General features: G+C 70.4%; 13 protein-coding genes and 3 pseudogenes. 8 read left to right on the top strand and 8 right to left on the bottom strand.

The features are described from left to right. Positions 1-138: 138 nt before the first annotated feature. The 3 pseudogenes from F3T56_RS40100 to F3T56_RS40090 all read left to right on the top strand — a co-directional run. A pseudogene (locus tag F3T56_RS40100) lies at positions 139-607 on the top strand (aromatic-ring hydroxylase C-terminal domain-containing protein); the annotation flags it as partial. A gap of 68 nt (positions 608-675) precedes the next feature. Beyond that, a pseudogene (locus tag F3T56_RS40095) lies at positions 676-1,142 on the top strand (SRPBCC family protein). Positions 1,143-1,210: 68 nt separating this feature from the next. Then, positions 1,211-1,854: pseudogene (locus F3T56_RS40090) on the top strand (class I SAM-dependent DNA methyltransferase). A gap of 14 nt (positions 1,855-1,868) precedes the next feature. Here the strand turns inward: F3T56_RS40090 and F3T56_RS40085 are convergent. Both F3T56_RS40085 and F3T56_RS48815 read right to left on the bottom strand, forming a co-directional pair. Continuing rightward, positions 1,869-2,630, bottom strand: a complete 762-nt coding sequence (locus F3T56_RS40085; RefSeq protein ID WP_246204333.1) for a hypothetical protein — start codon at positions 2,628-2,630, stop codon at positions 1,869-1,871. A gap of 618 nt (positions 2,631-3,248) precedes the next feature. Beyond that, positions 3,249-3,599 carry a hypothetical protein gene (locus F3T56_RS48815; protein WP_246204332.1) on the bottom strand — a complete coding sequence of 117 codons (351 nt, stop codon included), beginning with the start codon at positions 3,597-3,599 and terminating at the stop codon, positions 3,249-3,251. A gap of 113 nt (positions 3,600-3,712) precedes the next feature. Between F3T56_RS48815 and F3T56_RS40070 the strand changes: the two genes are divergently transcribed. Then, a complete protein-coding gene (locus F3T56_RS40070) occupies positions 3,713-4,618 on the top strand; it encodes an aminoglycoside phosphotransferase family protein (protein ID WP_216373068.1) in 906 nt (301 codons plus the stop codon). 28 nt (positions 4,619-4,646) lie between these two features. Here the strand turns inward: F3T56_RS40070 and F3T56_RS40065 are convergent, their stop codons facing one another. From F3T56_RS40065 to F3T56_RS40050, 4 genes are read right to left on the bottom strand one after another with little or no spacing between them, the layout of a single operon-like run. Next, positions 4,647-5,798: an XdhC family protein gene (locus F3T56_RS40065; protein ID WP_149830389.1), complete on the bottom strand. Its 1,152-nt coding sequence runs from the start codon at positions 5,796-5,798 to the stop codon at positions 4,647-4,649. Between the two features lie 54 nt (positions 5,799-5,852). Further along, positions 5,853-8,276 (bottom strand): xanthine dehydrogenase family protein molybdopterin-binding subunit, encoded by a 2,424-nt coding sequence (locus tag F3T56_RS40060; RefSeq protein ID WP_149830388.1) that lies wholly within the window; start codon positions 8,274-8,276, stop codon positions 5,853-5,855. A gap of 2 nt (positions 8,277-8,278) precedes the next feature. Further along, positions 8,279-8,836 carry a (2Fe-2S)-binding protein gene (locus F3T56_RS40055; RefSeq protein ID WP_149830387.1) on the bottom strand — a complete coding sequence of 186 codons (558 nt, stop codon included), beginning with the start codon at positions 8,834-8,836 and terminating at the stop codon, positions 8,279-8,281. Next, positions 8,836-9,726, bottom strand: coding sequence for an FAD binding domain-containing protein (locus F3T56_RS40050; RefSeq protein ID WP_149830386.1), 891 nt, complete (start codon positions 9,724-9,726; stop codon positions 8,836-8,838). Before F3T56_RS40050 ends, F3T56_RS40055 begins: the two co-directional genes overlap by 1 nt. Before the next feature lie 275 nt (positions 9,727-10,001). On the opposite strand from F3T56_RS40050, the gene F3T56_RS40040 reads away from it, so the two are divergent. Together F3T56_RS40040 and F3T56_RS40035 are read left to right on the top strand one after the other, a co-directional pair. Beyond that, positions 10,002-11,696, top strand: a complete 1,695-nt coding sequence (locus F3T56_RS40040) for a PucR family transcriptional regulator (RefSeq protein ID WP_149830385.1) — start codon at positions 10,002-10,004, stop codon at positions 11,694-11,696. A gap of 362 nt (positions 11,697-12,058) precedes the next feature. Beyond that, on the top strand, positions 12,059-12,832 hold the full coding sequence (locus F3T56_RS40035; protein ID WP_149830384.1) for a hypothetical protein: 774 nt from the start codon (positions 12,059-12,061) through the stop codon (positions 12,830-12,832). 154 nt (positions 12,833-12,986) lie between these two features. On the opposite strand, the gene F3T56_RS40030 is transcribed toward F3T56_RS40035, so the two are convergent. Then, entirely contained in the window at positions 12,987-13,817 is an 831-nt protein-coding gene (locus F3T56_RS40030) for a GntR family transcriptional regulator (RefSeq protein WP_246204331.1), read from the bottom strand. 202 nt (positions 13,818-14,019) lie between these two features. On the opposite strand from F3T56_RS40030, the gene F3T56_RS40025 reads away from it, so the two are divergent. Together F3T56_RS40025 and F3T56_RS40020 are read left to right on the top strand one after the other, a co-directional pair. Then, positions 14,020-14,886, top strand: coding sequence for a (2Fe-2S)-binding protein (locus F3T56_RS40025; RefSeq protein ID WP_172639369.1), 867 nt, complete (start codon positions 14,020-14,022; stop codon positions 14,884-14,886). A 348-nt stretch (positions 14,887-15,234) separates the two neighbouring features. Continuing rightward, the gene (locus F3T56_RS40020) at positions 15,235-16,287 is read left to right on the top strand and encodes a DUF2637 domain-containing protein (RefSeq protein ID WP_149830382.1); all 1,053 of its coding nucleotides are present in this window, start codon (positions 15,235-15,237) and stop codon (positions 16,285-16,287) included. A gap of 190 nt (positions 16,288-16,477) precedes the next feature. Here the strand turns inward: F3T56_RS40020 and F3T56_RS40015 are convergent, their stop codons facing one another. Then, positions 16,478-16,930, bottom strand: a complete 453-nt coding sequence (locus tag F3T56_RS40015; RefSeq protein ID WP_149830381.1) for an ATP-binding protein — start codon at positions 16,928-16,930, stop codon at positions 16,478-16,480. Positions 16,931-17,375 lie beyond the last annotated feature (445 nt).

Here is a 17,375-nt window from a genome sequence, read left to right as displayed (position 1 = left end):
ATAAGACCAGAACCCGTTCTGGCACAGCGCGATGAAACAGGAAGTCACGGAATCCCGCCCGAGACCTGCGCCGCGTAGCGGCGCAGCAACGAGCGGGACGGCCAGAATCTCCCTCCTTCAGGAGGGAGTACAAGTCAAGAGACGGAACGGCACCCGGTGGCCACCGACGTACTGGAGAACACCCGCGCGCAGATGGAGCTGATGTCCACCGAGCCGGGCGCCCAGGCCGTGCGGCGGCTGGTGTCGAAACTGATGGACCTCAACGAGGTGAACCGGTTACCTGACCGAGAAGATCACCGCGATCGGGGTCCGCTACGACTTCGGCGAGGGCCACGAACTGCTCGGCCGGCGGCTGCGGGACGTGAAGCTCAAGCGCGGGCGCCTCTACGAGCTGATGCACGGCGGCCGCGGACTGCTCCTCGACCAGACCGGCCGACTCTCGGTGGCGGGCTGGGCCGACCGGGTCGACCACGTCGTCGACGTCAGCGAGGAACTCGACGTGCCCGCCGTGCTGTTGCGGCCGGACGGGCACGTGGCGTGGGTCGGGGAGGATCAGGGAGAGCTGCTCAGCCGACTGGCACAGTGGTTCGGCGCCGCCTCCGACTGAGCGCGGTAGGCCGATGACCGCGTCCGCCGCGCCCTTCATGTCTTGATCGTTCACTTACGATCAACCGCGTGGTCCTCTTCACCCTGGAACGCCTGACCTCACTCCCCACCAAGGCTGCCTGGCGCCGGCTCACCGACTAGCCCCGGCACGCCGACGTCGTCCGCTGACCCGCGTCACCGTGCGGACGCCTCCGCCGACCGGCGAGGGCACGGTGTTCGTGGCCCGCAGTGGTGTAGGGCCGCTCGCCTTCGACGATCCGATGGAGGTGGTGGTCTGGCGGCCGCCGGGGGGCGGGGAGCCGGGGGTCTGCCGCCTCGCCAAGCACGGTTCGTTCGTCACGGGGTGGGCGGAGATCGAGGTGATCGAGGTCCGTCCGTACGCCGATGGAGCCTCGCGGGTGCGGTGGCGCGAGGATCTGCGGCTGCGGTGGCTGCCGGGGGTCTTCGACCGGCCGCTGGGGTGGCTGGCTCGGCGGATGTTCGGGCGGGCGGTGGACGGGTTGTTGAGGGGACCGGAGACTCCGGCCAGGGGGTGAACCCGGAGATCGCCGCCGTCGGTTGGGGATCGGGGCCACTGTCAGACCCTCCGTCTACTGTCCCGAGTATGACCGATCACCTCCACACCACCCGAGCGTCCTACGACACCGTCGCCGCCGACTACGAGACGCTCCTCCGGGAGGAGTTGGCGAACAGCCCGTTCGACAGAGCCATGTTGGGGGTGTTCGCCGAGCGGGTGCTGGGCGGCGGAGGCGGGCCCGTCGCGGATCTGGGATGCGGGCCTGGGCGGATCACCGGGCATCTGGCCGAGCTCGGGCTCGACGTCTTCGGCATCGATCTGTCGCCGGAGATGGTGACCGTGGCCCGCTGGGCCCATCCCCGGCTCCGCTTCGACGTCGGCACGGCGACCGCGCTCGACCTCCAGGACGACTCGCTGGCCGGCGCGGTCTCCTGGTACTCCACGGTGCACACCCCTCCGGCCGAACTCCCCGTCGTCTTCCGTGAGTTCCGCCGCGTACTCGCTCCCGGCGGCCTGCTGCTCATGGCGTTCAAGGTCGGCGACGAGTCCGTCCACCTGTCGCACGCGTACGGCCACGATCTCGACCTCGACGTCTACCGCTGTCCGCCGGACCGGATCGCCGGGCTGTTGACCGACGCCGGTCTGGTCGAGGCGCCCGGCTGGTGCGGGAGGCGGAAGGGGAGAAGGAGAGGACCCCGCAGGCGTACGTGCTGGCGCGCAAGCCCGGCTGACGTGACCTCCGGAGTCAGGGCTTGCCCGGGTCCGGATCCCCGTTACGGGCGGCGGCGGCCAGGCCGTCGCGGCGGTCGCGGTCGCCGTCGCCCGTCGTGCTGAGGAGGGTGTCGCAGATCTCGCGGAGCTTGTCGGTTGCCTGCTTGGAGAAGAGTCCGCACAGCCCGGCAATGCCGGAGAAGCCGTACGGGTTGGTCGCCCCGGCGCCGGAACTGCCGGCGAACAGGCCGCCGCGGAGCAGCATGTACACCAGCAGCGCCAGCGCCACACCGATTCCGGCCCGCAGCAGGTACCACCACAGCCAGCTCGCGTAGAGCCGCCGGTTGCCGACGTACGTCGCGAAGGACGTGGCCGCGTGGACGAAGCTGCCGAGCGCGCTGCACACCACCACGGCGAGCAGCATCGCGGTGTCGGCGGTCAGCGACCAGTCACCGAGGCCGAAGGGCGCCCATCGCGCGGTGGGTGCCGTGGCGTCCGCCCCGGGTTCGACCGTCGCCAGCACCACCGGCCAGAGGCTCACCAGGGCACCGCACACGAAGACGACGTCGACCAGGAGGAAGAGGCCCAGGACGGTCGTCGCCGCTGTCGACAGCCGCCTCCTGTCACGGGTGCCGGCGCCTCCGGCCCCGGTCGTCCCGTCCTCCACGCCCGAGCCCGCAGCACCGCCGTCATCCGCGCCCGGCCCCTCGGCCCCGTCGCCCACATCCGGGCCCCTACCGCCGTCCGGCCCCTCGTCCATGCCGTCGCCCTCGCCCGCACCCTGCTCGATGTTCACCGCGCTCAACTGTCCGCCCCGTCGCGTTGTTGCCGTACCGCAGACGGTCAACTCTGCGGCCCCCCTCGGTCAAGGCACAAGTACAGGGCCGCAACCAGGGGGTGTTGTGAAAGTCCCGCACAGCACCAGCGGCGCCCGGCACGCTCCCCCACCGGGGCGCTGTACCCGTCCCTGCGGGGGACAAGGACGGGGGCATGCGTTGTACTGCCCTTGCGCCTCGCAGCGCCCCGGAAGCGGCAGCCATCGGGTTTGGTGCCAGCGCGCGTCAGGCACATGATCGGACGAAGGCCGCCCGCACGTCCGGCCAACCCCCAGCGAGCTAACCCGTTCGACACCGTTCGAGATCGTGGCACGATGTACGGTATGACGACGAACCGAAAGGTCCATGCCGCGTAGACGGCCACGACACATCCGGGCCGGCATTCGCCGCCACCGGACACCAGTGCCACAACAGGCACTGGAAGCGACGCCGGTCATCGACGGCTTGTCCTCGCGTGCGCTGTCCGAGATCTTCCGTCTCGAACGCACCCGCAACTATCTGCAGCCAGGAGACGTCAGCGCGGCCATGCGCCTGTGGAGGGACTACGTCCACCGCCCCGAGCACCAGCTGTGGCATGACTACCAGTGGGGTAACGTCCACTGGTACTGCTGCGGCAATCCCCTCGAATCCCGTGCTCTCCTCGATGCCGTGATGCAGGCCATGTCGCCGCGAAGCGCTCGCGAACTCCGACAGATCGTCAGCCGGTCCGACGCCGTCTGGAACCAACCGTCACCGCCGTACGACCCGGGCGAAGGTTGAAGAACAAGCAACGGGAGCAGCCGCTCGGTATCCATGTGGTTGGTCATGGTGCCGATCCGGCCGTCGTTGATCTCCAGCAGCGTGATGCCCCACGGGGTCCAGCCGTTGCCGTCCTCGGCCGGTCGGTACTGGGCGAACGCGGGCGTGCCGTTCGCCTTCACGGGGAGCATCCGCGATCCCCGGCAGCCGCAGCCGGCGCCCCACCACGCGCCGGACCAGCAAGACAAGGTCGCGCGACGAAAATGGGTTGCGGTTGAAGATCGCGACGCCGGATGCTTCCGCCGTGAAGATGCATGCCAACCAGCTGACGGTGTCGCCTGAGACGGTGCGCGTGTTGGTGGATCAGCAGTTTCCCGAATGGCGGAGCTTACCGGTCAGGAGCATCGCTTCCCAGGGCACGGTCAACGCCATCTTCCGCATCGGCGATCGGTACACAGCTCGATTGCCTCTTGAGTCCGCAGACATCGAATCAACGCGGCGATGGCTGGAGTCCGAGGCGGAAGCGGCTCGCGAGTTGGTAGGTCGCACACGTTTCCCCACGCCTGAGCCGGTCGCGCTCGGCGAACCCGGGGCAGGCTATCCCCTTCCGTGGTCGGTGCAGACGTGGCTCCCCGGGGCCGTGGCCACCGACGAGGATCCAGGCGAATCGGTGGCGTTTGCCCACGACTTGGCCGATTTCATCGGCGATCTACGCGTGATCGACACCCGTGGCCGCACCTTTGCCGGCACAGGCCGGGGCGGAGACCTCCAATCCCACGACGCATGGATGGAGACCTGCTTCGAACACAGCGAGCAGCTCCTGGACGTTCCGCGGCTTCGCCGTTTGTGGGCAACGTTGCGCGAACTGCCGCGCGGTGCAGCAGGGGATGTGATGACCCACTGCGACCTGATTCCCGGCAACGTGCTCGTGTCCGCCGGCCGGCTGGCGGGGGTTCTTGACGTGGGCGGCTTCGGGCCGGCCGACCCTTCCCTGGACCTCGTGAGCGCGTGGCATCTGCTCGACGCTGAACCGCGGCGGATTCTCCGCGATCGCCTGAGGTGCGACGATCTTGAATGGCGACGGGGCGAGGCATGGGCTTTCGTACAAGCGATGGGGTTGGTCTGGTACTACGTCGACAGCAACCCGTCCATGAGTCAGATGGGTCAGCGATCCCTGGAACGCATCCTGACGGACGATCCGCTCCGGTGAGCTGATCGCCTTGGGCAAGTCCAGGCCCTCAGGCCACCGACCCGATCCGCCCCGCGGGTCCCGACGTCACATCATGGTGGATCGGCGTATGCGCCCCGGTGAGTGAGACGCCGCTTCCGCCGCGCCGGTTGGCGACGATCTCGGCGGCGATGGACAGGGCCGTCTCCTCCGGGGTGCGGGCGCCGAGGTCGAGGCCGATGGGAGAGCGGAGGCGGGCCAACTCCAGTTCGGTGACGCCTGCTCGGCGTAGGCGGTCGTTGCGGTCGAGGTGGGTTCGGCGGGAGCCCATGGCGCCTACGTAGGCGACGGGCAGGCGGAGGGCCAGCTTCAGCAGCGGTATGTCGAACTTGGCGTCGTGGGTGAGGACGCAGAGGACCGTGCGGGCGTCGACCGACGTCCGCTCCAGGTACGTGTGGGGCCACTCGACGACGATCTCGTCGGCCTCAGGGAAGCGGGCCTTCGTCGTGAAGACGGGGCGCGCGTCGCACACCGTCACGTGGTAGCCGAGAAACTTGCCGATACGGACCAGTGCCGACGCGAAGTCGATGGCACCGAAGACGATCATCCGGGGCGGGGGGACGGAGGACTCGGCCAGAACCGTGAGCGGTGCTCCACAGTGTGAGCCCTGCTCTCCGATCTCCAGGGTGCCGGTGCGCCCGGCGTCCAGGAAGGCACGGGCCTCGGCGGCGACCGTGCGGTCGAGCTCGGGGTGGGCGCCGAAGCCGCCGTCGTAGGAGCCGTCGGGACGGGTCAGGAGGGCTCGGCCGCGCAGTTCCGCCGGGCCGGAGACGATCCGGGCGACCGCGGCCGCCTCCCCGTTCGCGGCGGCGGCCAGCGCGGCGGCGACAACCCGGCGGACAGGGTCGCCGACCCGGACCGGTGTGACGAGGATGTCGATGATTCCACCGCAGGTCAGACCCACCGCGAAGGCGTCCTCGTCGCTGTAGCCGAAGCGTTCGAGGACCGGCTCGCCGTCCGCCAGCGCCTGCCGGCACAGGTCGTAGACGGCGCCCTCCACGCACCCGCCGGAGACCGAGCCGATCGCCGTGCCGTCGGCGTCCACCGCGAGGGCGGCGCCCGGCCGGCGGGGCGCGCTGCCGCCGACGGCCACCACGGTGGCCACGGCGAAGTCACGTCCCTGCTCGACCCACCGGTGCAGCTCTTCGGCGATGTCCAGCATCTCTCGGTCTCCTTCGCAGGCGGGCGGTTGCGCGAACGGTACCCGGGGGCGGAGTTACTCCGTACCCGTGAGGTGTTCGGGCCTTACCGGCGTCCTGTTCAGCTCCAACCCCGTCGCGTTCCGAATGGCCGCAAGAACAGCCGGAGTCGATGACAAGGTCGGGGCCTCGCCGACGCCTCGCAGGCCGTACGGGGCGTGGTCGTCGGCGAGTTCGAGCACGTCGACGGGGATGGTCGGCGTGTCGAGGATCGTGGGGATCAGGTAGTCCGTGAAGGAAGGGTTGCGGACCTTCGCCGTCTTCGGGTCCACGACGATCTCCTCCATGACCGCGATGCCGAGGCCCTGGGTCGTGCCGCCCTGGATCTGGCCGAGGACGGAGAGCGGGTTGAGGGCCTTGCCGACGTCCTGGGCGCAGGCCAGTTCGACGACCTTGACCATGCCCAGCTCGGTGTCGACCTCGACGACCGCCCGGTGCGCGGCGAAGGAGTACTGGACGTGGCCGAAGCCCTGGCCGGTGCGCAGGTCGAAGGGTTCGGTCGGCCGGTGCCGCCACTCCTCCTCGACCTCGACGGCCTCGTCGCCGAGTACGTCCACCAGGTCGGCCAGCACTTCCCCGCCATCGGTGACGACCTTGCCGCCCTCCAGGAGCAGCTCGGCGGTCGCCCAAGCGGGGTGGTACGAGCCGAACTTGCGGCGGCCGATCTCCAGGACCTTCTCCCGGACGAGCTCACAGGAGTGCTTCACGGCGCCGCCGGTGACGTACGTCTGGCGCGACGCGGACGTCGAACCGGCCGAACCCACCTGGGTGTCCGCCGGGTTGATGGTCACGTGGGTGACACCCAGCTCGGTGCGGGCGATCTGCGCGTGGACGGTGATACCGCCCTGGCCGACCTCCGCCATCGCGGTGTGCACAGTCGCCACCGGTTCGCCGCCGACGACCTCCATCCTCACCCGCGCCGTCGAGTAGTCGTCGAAGCCCTCGGAGAAGCCGACGTTCTTGATGCCGACCGCGTAGCCGATGCCGCGTACGACGCCCTCGCCGTGCGTGGTGTTGGACAGGCCGCCCGGCAGCTGCCGTACGTCCGCGGCCTCGCCGGCCGTGAGCCACTGCTGCTCGGGCGGCAGGGGCATCGCCTTGACGCGGCGCAGGAGTTCGGCGACCGGGGCCGGGGAGTCGACGATCTGGCCGGTCGGCAGGGCGGTGCCCTGCTCCATGGCGTTGATCTGCCGGAACTCCACCGGGTCCATGCCCAGCTTCGCGGCCAGCTTGTCCATCTGCGCCTCGTAGGCGAAGCATGCCTGGACCGCGCCGAAGCCGCGCATGGCGCCGCAGGGCGGGTTGTTGGTGTAGAGGGCGAGGGCCTCGATGTCGACGTCGTCGATGACGTACGGGCCCGCGCCGAGGGAGGCGGCGTTGCCGACGACGGCCGGGGAGGCGGAGGCGTACGCGCCGCCGTCCAGGACAATCCGGGCCTTCAGGTGGGTGAGCTTGCCGTCCTTCGTCGCCCCGTGCTCGTAGTACAGCTTCGCGGGGTGGCGGTGGACATGGCCGAAGAAGGACTCGAAGCGGTTGTAGACGATCTTCACCGGCTTGCCGGTGCGCAGGGCGAGCAGGCAGGCGTGGATCTGCATCGACAGATCCTCGCGGCCACCGAAAGCACCGCCCACGCCGGACAGTGTCATGCGGACCTTGTCCTCGGGCAGGCCGAGGACGGGTGCGATCTGGCGCAGGTCGGAGTGCAGCCACTGGGTGGCGATGTAGAGGTCGACGCCGCCGTCCTCGGCAGGGACCGCGAGGCCGGATTCCGGACCGAGGAAGGCCTGGTCCTGCATGCCGAAGACGTACTCGCCCTCGACGATGACGTCCGCGCGCTCCCGGCCCGCGGAAACGTCACCGCGGATGATCGGCTGACGGTGGAGGATGTTCGGGTGTGGAACGTGCCCGATGGTGGGGGTCCCCCCGGTCGAACGAAGCTGAGACTGGGGGAGGTCGGTGCGGCCCTCGTGGATCAGGACCGCGTCCGGCGCGGTCGCGGACGCCTCGTCCGTGATGACCGGCAGTTCCTTGTACTCCACCTTGATCTTGGCGGCGGCGCGGCGTGCGGTCTCCGGGTGGTCGGCGGCGACGATCGCGACGGGCTCACCGTGGTGGCGGACCTTGCCGTGGGCGAGGACCGGGGTGTCCTGGATCTCCAGACCGTAGTTCCTCACCTCGGTCGGCAGGTCGTCGTAGGTCATGACGGCGTAGACGCCGGGCGTGGCGAGGGCCTCGGCCGTGTCGATGGAGACGATCTCGGCGTGCGCGACCGGGGAGCGCAGGATCTGGCCCCAGAGCATGTCCTCGTGCCACATGTCGGACGAGTACGCGAACTCGCCGGTGACCTTGAGGGTGCCGTCCGGGCGGAGCGTGGACTCGCCGATGCCGCCCTTGGTGCGGGAGCCCTGGGTGATGTTGGTGGGCAGGCCGGTGGTTCCCATGCTCAGACCCCCTCGGACTGCCGGGCGGCCGCGAGGCGGACCGCGTCCATGATCTTCTCGTAGCCGGTGCAGCGGCACAGGTTGCCCGACAGCGCCTCGCGGATGTCCGCGTCGGACGGGTCCGGGTGGCGCTCCAGCATCTCGTCGGCGGCGACGAGCAGACCGGGCGTGCAGAAGCCGCACTGGACGGCTCCGGCGTCGATGAACGCCTGCTGGATCGGGGCGAGTTCGGTGCCCTCGCCGGTCTGGGAGTCCTGCCCCTGGGCCGACCAGTGCTGGGCGTCCTGGAGCGAGGTGCCGCAGGACCGCTCCTTGGCGTAGTCCGCGAGCCCCTCGACGGTGACGACCTCCCGGCCTTCCACCTGCCCCGCCGCGACGAGACACGAACACACGGGCACACCGTCGAGCCGAACCGTGCAGGACCCGCACTCACCCTGCTCGCAGGCGTTCTTCGAACCCGGAAGCCCGAGCCGTTCCCTCAGGACATACAGAAGCGACTCGCCCTCCCACACGTCATCGGCTTCCTGCGGACGACCGTTGACAGTGAAGTTGACGCGCATCAGGCGACTCCCTCCGTGCGAGCGGCGGTGCCGCGGTACGACTCCCAGGTCCACATCAGCGTGCGGCGGGCCATGACGCCGACCGCGTGGCGGCGGTAGCTCGCGGTGCCGCGTACGTCGTCGATCGGGTTGCAGGCGGCGGCGCACAGGTCCGCGAACCGCTTGGCGACCGACGGGGTGATGATCTTTCCGTTGTCCCAGAAGCCGCCCTCGTCGAGCGCCGCGTTCAGGAACTCCTCGGCGGTCTTGGCCCGGACGGGGGTCGGCGCGGCCGAGCCGATGCCGGTGCGGACGGTCCGTGAGGACGGGTGCAGGGCGAGGCCGAAGGCGCACACCGCGATCACCATGGCGTTGCGCGTGCCGACCTTGGAGTACTGCTGCGGTCCGTCCGCCTTCTTGATGTGGACGGCCCGGATCAGCTCGTCGGGCGCGAGGGCGTTGCGCTTGACGCCGGTGTAGAAGTCGTCGATGGGGATGAGCCGGGAGCCCCGTACGGACTCGGCCTCGACCTCGGCGCCCGCCGCGAGAAGGGCCGGGTGGGCGTCGCCGGCCGGGGAGGCGGTGCCGAGGTTGCCGCCGACGCCGCCGCGGTTGCGAATCTGCGGGGAGGCCACCGTGTGCGAGGCCAGAGCGAGGCCGGGCAGTTCGGGACGAAGGTCCTCCATGATCCGGGTGTAGGGGACGGACGCGCCCAGCCGAACCGTTTCCTCGCCGATCTCCCACTCGTAGAGCTCGCCGATGCGGGTGAGGTCGAGCAGATACTCGGGACGACGGTGGTCAAAGTTGATCTCGACCATCACATCGGTGCCGCCGGCGATCGGCACAGCGGTGGGGTGCTCGGCCTTCGCGGCGAGCGCCTCCTCCCAGCTGGCGGGGCGAAGGAAGTCCATGCGACCGGCTCTCTTCTTTCTTCTCGTGGTCGTTCGCTTTGAGCCAGATCATGTGCGGCGGGCCCGGCTCGTTCCTGTGCTGTTCACGTGACCTGCCGTCAGTACACAGCGCCGTACTCCGCCCCGGTCAGTCACGGAAAGCATGAAGGAGTTGGCTGGCCAAGGAGCTCATCTTGTAGATTCGTATGAACGGAGGCCATCGGCAACCTCGGTGTTTTTCGCTGGAAACATCCAGAACACATCCCGCGTACGAGACAGGAACGGCGGCGACGAGAATGCGCCTGCGCGCACTGCTGGACACCGACGCGCTGGGGCTGCGGCTGCTCGGCGGCGAGGACGAGCTGGACCGCACCGTGCGCGGTGTGATGACCACCGACCTCAGGGACCCCAGCCGCTACCTCTCCGGCGGTGAGCTGGTGCTCACCGGTCTGGCCTGGCGCCATGACGCCGCCGACTCCGAGCCCTTCGTACGAATCCTGGTGGGCGCCGGGGTCACCGCCCTGGCCGCCGGCGAGGCCGAGCTGGGCGACATCCCGGAGGACCTCGTCGTGGCCTGCGCCCGGCACCGGCTGCCGCTGTTCGCGGTCAACGAGTCGGTGGCCTTCGCGACGATCACCGAGCACGTCGTGCGGCAGGTCTCGGGCGAGCGCGCCGGGGATCTGGCGGCCGTGGTGGACCGGCACCGCCGGATGATGACCTCCGGCCCGGCGGGCGGCGGTCCGGACGTCGTCCTGGACCTGCTCGGCTCCGACCTGGACCTCAGGGCCTGGGTGCTCTCCCCCACCGGCCGCCTCATCGCGGGCCCCAAGGTCTCCGGACCCCCGCTGTCCCCCGAACTGTGCGCGCGGCTGGCCGCCGAGCACCTGGCGGCGACGCGCACGGGGCGCCGCGGCCCGCACCGCGTGGCCGTCGGCACCACGACCTACTCGCTGTTCCCGATCAGCAGCGCGGGCCGCACCGCGAGCACGACGCCCGCGCGCGATGTGCGCGGATGCGTCCTCTCCGACTGGCTGCTCGCGGTCGAGGCCGACGCCGGGGACTGGCCCGCCGAGCGGCTCGACCTGCTGTACGGCGTCACCCAGCTGATCGCGGTCGAGCGGGACCGCCGCGACGCGGCCCGTACGGTACGGCGACGGCTCGCCCAGGAGGTCCTGGAGCTGGTGCAGGCCGGGGCGGCCCCGGCCGAGATCGCGGCCCGGCTGCGGGTCGCCGCGCCGGTGCTGCTGCCCGGCCTCGGGGCAGCGCCGCACTGGCAGGTGGTCGTGGCGCGGGTCGAATGGGAGGCCGAGGCCGGGCAGTCCGGGCGGCTCGACGGTGGCGCGGTCGCCCAGGCGCTCCTGGAGGAGATCCTCGTGGACCCGCTGGCCACGGGACCCGAGCACTCGGACCGTATCGCCGTCGCCCACACGGGCGACGAGGCCGTCGCCCTCGTCCCCCTTCCCGCGGTCTCCACAGAGCACGACGGCTCCGAGTCCGGCATCCACGCCGACACCCTGCTCGCCGCCGTACGGGACCCCCTGACGGCCGGCCTCGACGACGACGGACGGCTCACGCTGGGCGTCAGCGCGGCGGTGCACTCGGCCGAGGGCCTGCGCGGCGCCCTGGAGGAGGCCCGGCACGCACGCCGGGTGGCGGCGGCGCGCGTGGGCCGGGTCTGCGCGGCGGGCCACCAGGAACTGGCCTCCCACGTCCTCCTGCTCCCCTTCGTCCCCGACGACGTCCGCCGGGCCTTCACCGCCCGCCTCCTCGACCCGCTCCGCGACTACGACCGCCGCCACCGCGCCGAACTGATCCCCACCCTGGAGGCGTTCCTGGAGTGCGACGGCTCCTGGACCCGCTGCGCCTCCCGCCTCCACCTGCACGTCAACACACTGCGCTACCGGGTGGGCCGCATCGAACAGTTGACGAGCCGGGACCTCTCCCGCCTGGAGGACAAGCTGGACTTCTTCCTGGCACTACGGATGAGCTGAGGTCATTGGGACGCCTTCAAAGGGCTCCCGAATCGGCCGCGGCAGCCTAGCGTACGTGAAAACTTTCACACGCACCCCTTGGCCGGGCCCCGATATTCGTGCTGAGATGCGGCCACCACTCAAAGCTCAACGGTGTGCTGGGCCTGTCCTTCGGATCAGGTCGGAGTCGGGGAACGGTGCCTGGCCGCTACCGGTGAGCGGGGCTTGGTGCGTGCAGCTGCAAGGCGGAGGAGCCGTGTTGATCAGCCGCTACCGCGGCAGGCGACGCGGAGCGTCGGCGACCGACGACAACGCCGCAGATGTGCGTGCCAAGCCCCGCGACGCCGATCTGATCCGAAGGACAGGACCCTGGGGAGGGCAACGTGGCGCATACCGCCATGTCTGGTGACGGAACGACCGCCGGCGACGATCCACTCCAGACCGCGGTATGGCGGCTGCGCTCACGCGCCTGCTGGGCCGACGCGGCCGCGCTGCTCGAACCGGACACTCCACAGGCCTCGCTCCAGCGGACCTCGCTGCTCGTCGAGCGCTGTCTCTACACCGAGCAGGGCTGGGAGGAGGCCGAGGACGCGCTGCGTACGGCCGAGGCGCAGGCCCGCAGTGACGACGAGCGGGGCGCGGCGGCCTGTGAACGCGGCCAGTTGGCGTACGCGTCAACGCTGCTCGGCGTACGCGACCGGGCCGACGAGGCGCGCGCCGCCCTGGGCCGCGCCGCCGCCCTGATCACCCCCGGCGCGCCCGGCCGGGCCCTGCTCGACTTCCGCCGCGGTCTGCTCGCCGAGAACCTGGCCCACTCCCCCCAGGCCGCCCGCGCCGCCTACCGCCGCGCCCACGCCGGCGCCGCCGCCCACGGCGACCTGCTCCTGCAGTCCTTCACCTGGCGCCACCTCGCCGGACTCGCCCTGCGCGACGGCGAGTTGGCCGAGGCCCGGCACGGCTTCGCCGAATCCCTCCGTATCCGCGAGGAGCTGGGCTACCTGGTCGGCACGGCCCCCGCCCTGGCCTCCCTCGCCGACACCGAATCCGAACCCGAAGCCTCCCGCCTACGCGAGGAGGCCCGCCGCCTGTTCCGCCTCTTGGGCGGCGTACCGACTTGGCTGGCAAGGCAGTTGGCGCCACCGGCGGCGACGGCGTGAGGGGCCGCTGAGGGGAAGGTCGGGCCGTTGAAAAGCGGGGCGCAGCCCCTGCTTTTCAGGGGCGCGGGGCTGTATTTGATATGCGGCTCCGCCGCGTGGTCGCGACCAGCCGCACACAACCGCAAGCCGCCCACAACCAGCAGCCCCAACGGCGCTAAACCGACCCCCCCAGCGGCACCCCGAAATGCTTCTGCACCAACAACTCCACCGCCTCAAGATCGCCGGCGGTCAACGCATCCACCAACGCGATGTGCTCCTCCGCGTCCGCCATCAACTCCCCACACCCCCCACCCACAGGCCCGGCATGCAGCGGCAGTTGCGCACGGCGGTGAAGATCATCGGCAACCTGCACCAACTGCTCGTTGCCGGCCGGCCCGAGCATCCCCCGATGAAAGGCGCGATCGGCCTCGCCGTAGGTCGCCCGGCACCCGGCGGACGCCGCCCGCGCCGTCTCCTCGGCGAGCGGCCGCAACTCGGCCCAGCTGTCGGCCGGCAGCGTCCGCGCGAGCCGCAGAATCACCGGCACCTGGAGCAACGCCCGTACCTCCGCGAGCTCGGCCAGCTCGCGGGCACCGCGCCGTACGACACGGAACCCCCGGTTGGGCACGACCTCGACCGCACCCTCGATGGCCAGTTGCTGCATGGCCTCGCGGACCGGCGTCGCGGAGACCCCGAACTGCTCGCCGAGCGCGGGAGCCGAGTACACCTCACCGGGCGTCAGTTCCCCGGTGGTGAGGGCGGCCCGCAGCGCGTCGAGGATCTGCCCGCGCACCGAGGCCCGCTGCACGACCGGCCGGGGCATCGGGATCGGCGTCTCGCTGTGGGTGTGCTCACCCCGCGCCGCGCCGGCCTCGGTCTCGGGGGCCATGTCACGCCGTACCGCGCCCGTGCCACCCCGCCCCCGTTCCCGGTCCACGTCGGCGACGCCGGGCTGCGCGGGCACTCGATAGGCCGCAGCGGCTTGGCGCGGTCCGGCCTGGTCCACGGGTCCTCCTCCGAGCCGAGTCGGATGTCGAGTAGTTCGAGTAGTTCGAGTACGCCGAGTGGTACATGGAGGTGCTTTGGTCACTACTGGGGTTGTTACCGGTCGTAAAGCACCATAGGCGCACATGCCTTCAGTTCAAACCTCGACGACCATGGGTAAGGTAAGCCTTACTTGGCAGCGATGGTGAAACGGCGGTCTCGGCATGCCCCTCTCAGCACCGGCTCCGGCGCCCGGTTCGCGCACGTCGCCCGTGACGGCGGCGTACGACCGGCTGACCGAGGTACTGCCAGTGATGAGCGTGACAGAACTCTCCCCCACCGATCCATTGCCCGAAGGTGAGGGGTGGGTCTCCGCCGCCGGGCTCGCGGCGGCCGGCGCGGAACTGGACGCGTTCCTCGCGTGGGACGAGGCCCAGATCATCCGGGACCACGGCCAGAAGGGTCGCCCGGACGTCGTGGCGACGTTCGGGCTGCACCGGTACTCCTGGTACGCCTGCCTGCTCTTCACGGTCCCCTGGTTCCTGGAGCGCCGGGTGCCGCGGTTCCCGGCCGAGCACGTCGCGTTCCATCGTGAGCAGAGCCGCCTGGTGGTACGTGGCGAAACGTTCAGCTGCCTGCCGGGCGATCCGGCGGCCGCCGAACCGGGGGCAAGGGTGGTGCCGGACGAGGAGGCACTGCGGGCGGAGGTGCGGGCGGCGTTCGCCGAGCACATAGAGCCGGTCCTGGCCGGCTTCGGGCCGCGGATGCGGCGGCGCGGGCGGGCGCTGTGGGGCATGGCGACGGACGAGGTGGTCGAGGGGATCTGGTACATCGCCGAACTCCTCGGCCCCGACGAGCAGGAGCGGTGCCGGCGCGAGCTGGAGTTGCTGCTGCCGGGCGCGACCAAGCCGTACGTCGGCGCCGCGGGCTTCCGTGAACTGACCGGCTCCGACGGGGAGTCGGTGCCGACCCGGGACCGGGCGAGCTGCTGCATGTTCTACACGCTGGCCCCGGAGGACACCTGCGTCACCTGCCCGCGCACCTGCGAGGCGGAGCGGATCGCCAAACTCACGGCGCCGGCGGCCGGTTGACGGTCCCTCGGGACTCCGCCGACGCAGGCCGGCGACGTCTCGCGGAACGACCCCCCGGCGATCGCCCGCGGCATGTGCCGTAAGATCAACTCCGGGTGGGAACCTCGTTGGGTTACAGGTGGTTCACAACTTCCTCACTTGTCGCAGGAACTTTCCGTGGAACCACTCGAACGGGTAATCTCACTCGCACTCAACTCCCGTCCCTCGCGCGGTAGTTCGAGCAGAATGCCGTCATGCGTCACTCATTGCACTTCTTTGGCGGTCTCTTGCCCCGAAACCCCCTGAGGGCCGCGAGGATTGGGCCACTATGGCGGGCGTTACGCCCTATCCCAATGCAAGGGACCCCTGATGAGACTGACCGACATATCGCTGAACTGGCTGCTTCCGGGCGCCGTACTGCTCCTGGGCATGCTGGCGGCGGTGGCGGTGCTCGCGCGCGGCAAGCGCTCCGGGGAGCACGCTAAGACCGAGGACTCGTGGGAACGCAGCGAGGAGCGCCGCAGGCGCAAGGAGGCCCTCTACGGCACCGCCTCCTACATCCTCCTCTTCTGCTGTGCCGCGGTCGCCGCCGCGCTCTCCTTCCGCGGCCTGGTCGGCTTCGGTGAACAGAACCTGGGCCTCACCAATGGGTGGCAGTACCTGGTTCCGTTCGGCCTGGACGGCGCCGCCATGTTCTGTTCGGTGCTCGCGGTGCGCGAGGCCAGCCACGGCGACGCGGCCCTCGGCTCTCGCATACTTGTGTGGACGTTCGCGGGTGCGGCGGCCTGGTTCAACTGGGTGCACGCGCCCAGGGGCCTCGGCCACGACGGCGCCCCGCAGTTCTTCGCCGGCATGTCCATGTCCGCCGCGGTGCTCTTCGACCGCGCGCTCAAGCAGACCCGCCGGGCGGCGCTGCGTGAGCAGGGCCTGGTGCCGCGTCCGCTGCCGCAGATCCGCGTGGTCCGCTGGCTGCGGGCCCCGCGCGAGACGTACAAGGCCTGGTCGCTGATGCTGCTGGAGGGTGTGCGCAGCCTGGACGAGGCCGTGGACGAGGTGCGCGAGGACAAGCGCATAAAGCAGGAGAACCGCTCGCGCAAGCGGGAGGCGGAGCGCCTGGAGCGTGCCCACCTCAAGGCCATCAGCCGTGGCCACCGGGGTCTTCCCGGTCGTGGCGGCGGTGGCGGTGGCCAGCGCCAGGTGGACACCACCGTGGAGCGTGTCCCGGCCCAGGCGGTCTCGGAGCCTGCCATATCGACGCCGGAACAGCTGCCCGTACGTTCCCGTCCCTCCCTGCAGCCCGTACGTAACGGCTCCGACAAGTCGATCACGGTCGATCTGACCGCGGAGGACGACACCATGGCCCTGCCGCGGCTCGACTCCCTGGAGCGCAAGCTCAAGGACTTGGAGCAGCAGTTCGGCTGATGGAAATCGGTTCGGACCGATCCGGACCACGCCATTGGACAGGGGCGCGGCATGAGCCGCGCCCCTGTCCGTTGTCGCCTTGCCCACATCGCTTTCCGCGCATCTACGTCCTCTACGGCCTCTGCCCTCGACGACCTCTGCCCTCTGCCCTCTGCCCTCTGCCCTCTACGACCTCTGCCCTCTGCGTCCTCTACGTCAGCCCGCCGTCCAGGTCGAACCACACCGCCTTGCCCACGCCGTGCGCCCGTACGCCCCAGGCGTCGGCGAGGGACTGTACGAGGAGGAGGCCGCGTCCGCTGGTGCCGTCGTCGGCGTTCGGCACCCGGGGCTTGGGCCTGCGTCCCACGAAGTCCCGTACTTCCACATGGAGTCCGCGCGGTGAGACGGTGGCGGTCAGCACCGCGTCGTGGTCGGTGTGGATGAGCGCGTTGGTGACCAGTTCGCTGGTGAGCAGTTCCGCTATCTCCGATCTCCCCGGCCGCCCCCATTGCCGTAACAGCTCGCGCAGGGCTCTACGGGCCTCGGGCACCGCCCGGAGGTCCGCCCGCCCCAGTCTGCGCCTGAACTGCCCGGCACCGGCCTGGTCCGTCACATCGTCGGTCGCTTCCTCCGCCTCCTGTGCCGAGAAGGCCCCGATCGCCATGGGACCGCCCCCTCGTGCCTGCCTTTTCATGACCCCCGCCCGCGCACCGATGACGTTTCCCCTCCTGGCTCGAACACGTACACGGGGATCCATGCCCCGTCCGGAACGCGGCACTCATGTCGAATCGTCAACGACCCTCCGTACGCTTTCAAACGCACAGGGTCAAGCCAGCTACCGGCACCTTGTGAGAGCGTTTCCCACCCCGTTCCCACCGGGAAATCGCCGCGCACGCCGATGAACCCGACGCTTGGCACCGCACCGCGCGGTCACGCACGGACCCGCGACCGCCGGACCCGACAGCCCACACAGGGCTGCCGACCCGGCCGTATGCAAGTCGTACGCCGGACGGGTAGTCGACGATGCGACGGCCGGCCCGATATCGGCTCCCTCGGGCCTGTGATGGTCATTGGCCTGAATCGCGCGCTGGTTCAGGCCAATGTCGTGG

The organism is Streptomyces tailanensis (genome assembly GCF_008386495.1).
In the GTDB taxonomy this organism is placed as follows: Bacteria; Actinomycetota; Actinomycetes; order Streptomycetales; family Streptomycetaceae; genus Streptomyces; species Streptomyces tailanensis.
The sequence above is the reverse complement of the archived record's forward strand: the minus strand, read 5'-3'. Positions and strand labels throughout refer to the sequence as shown.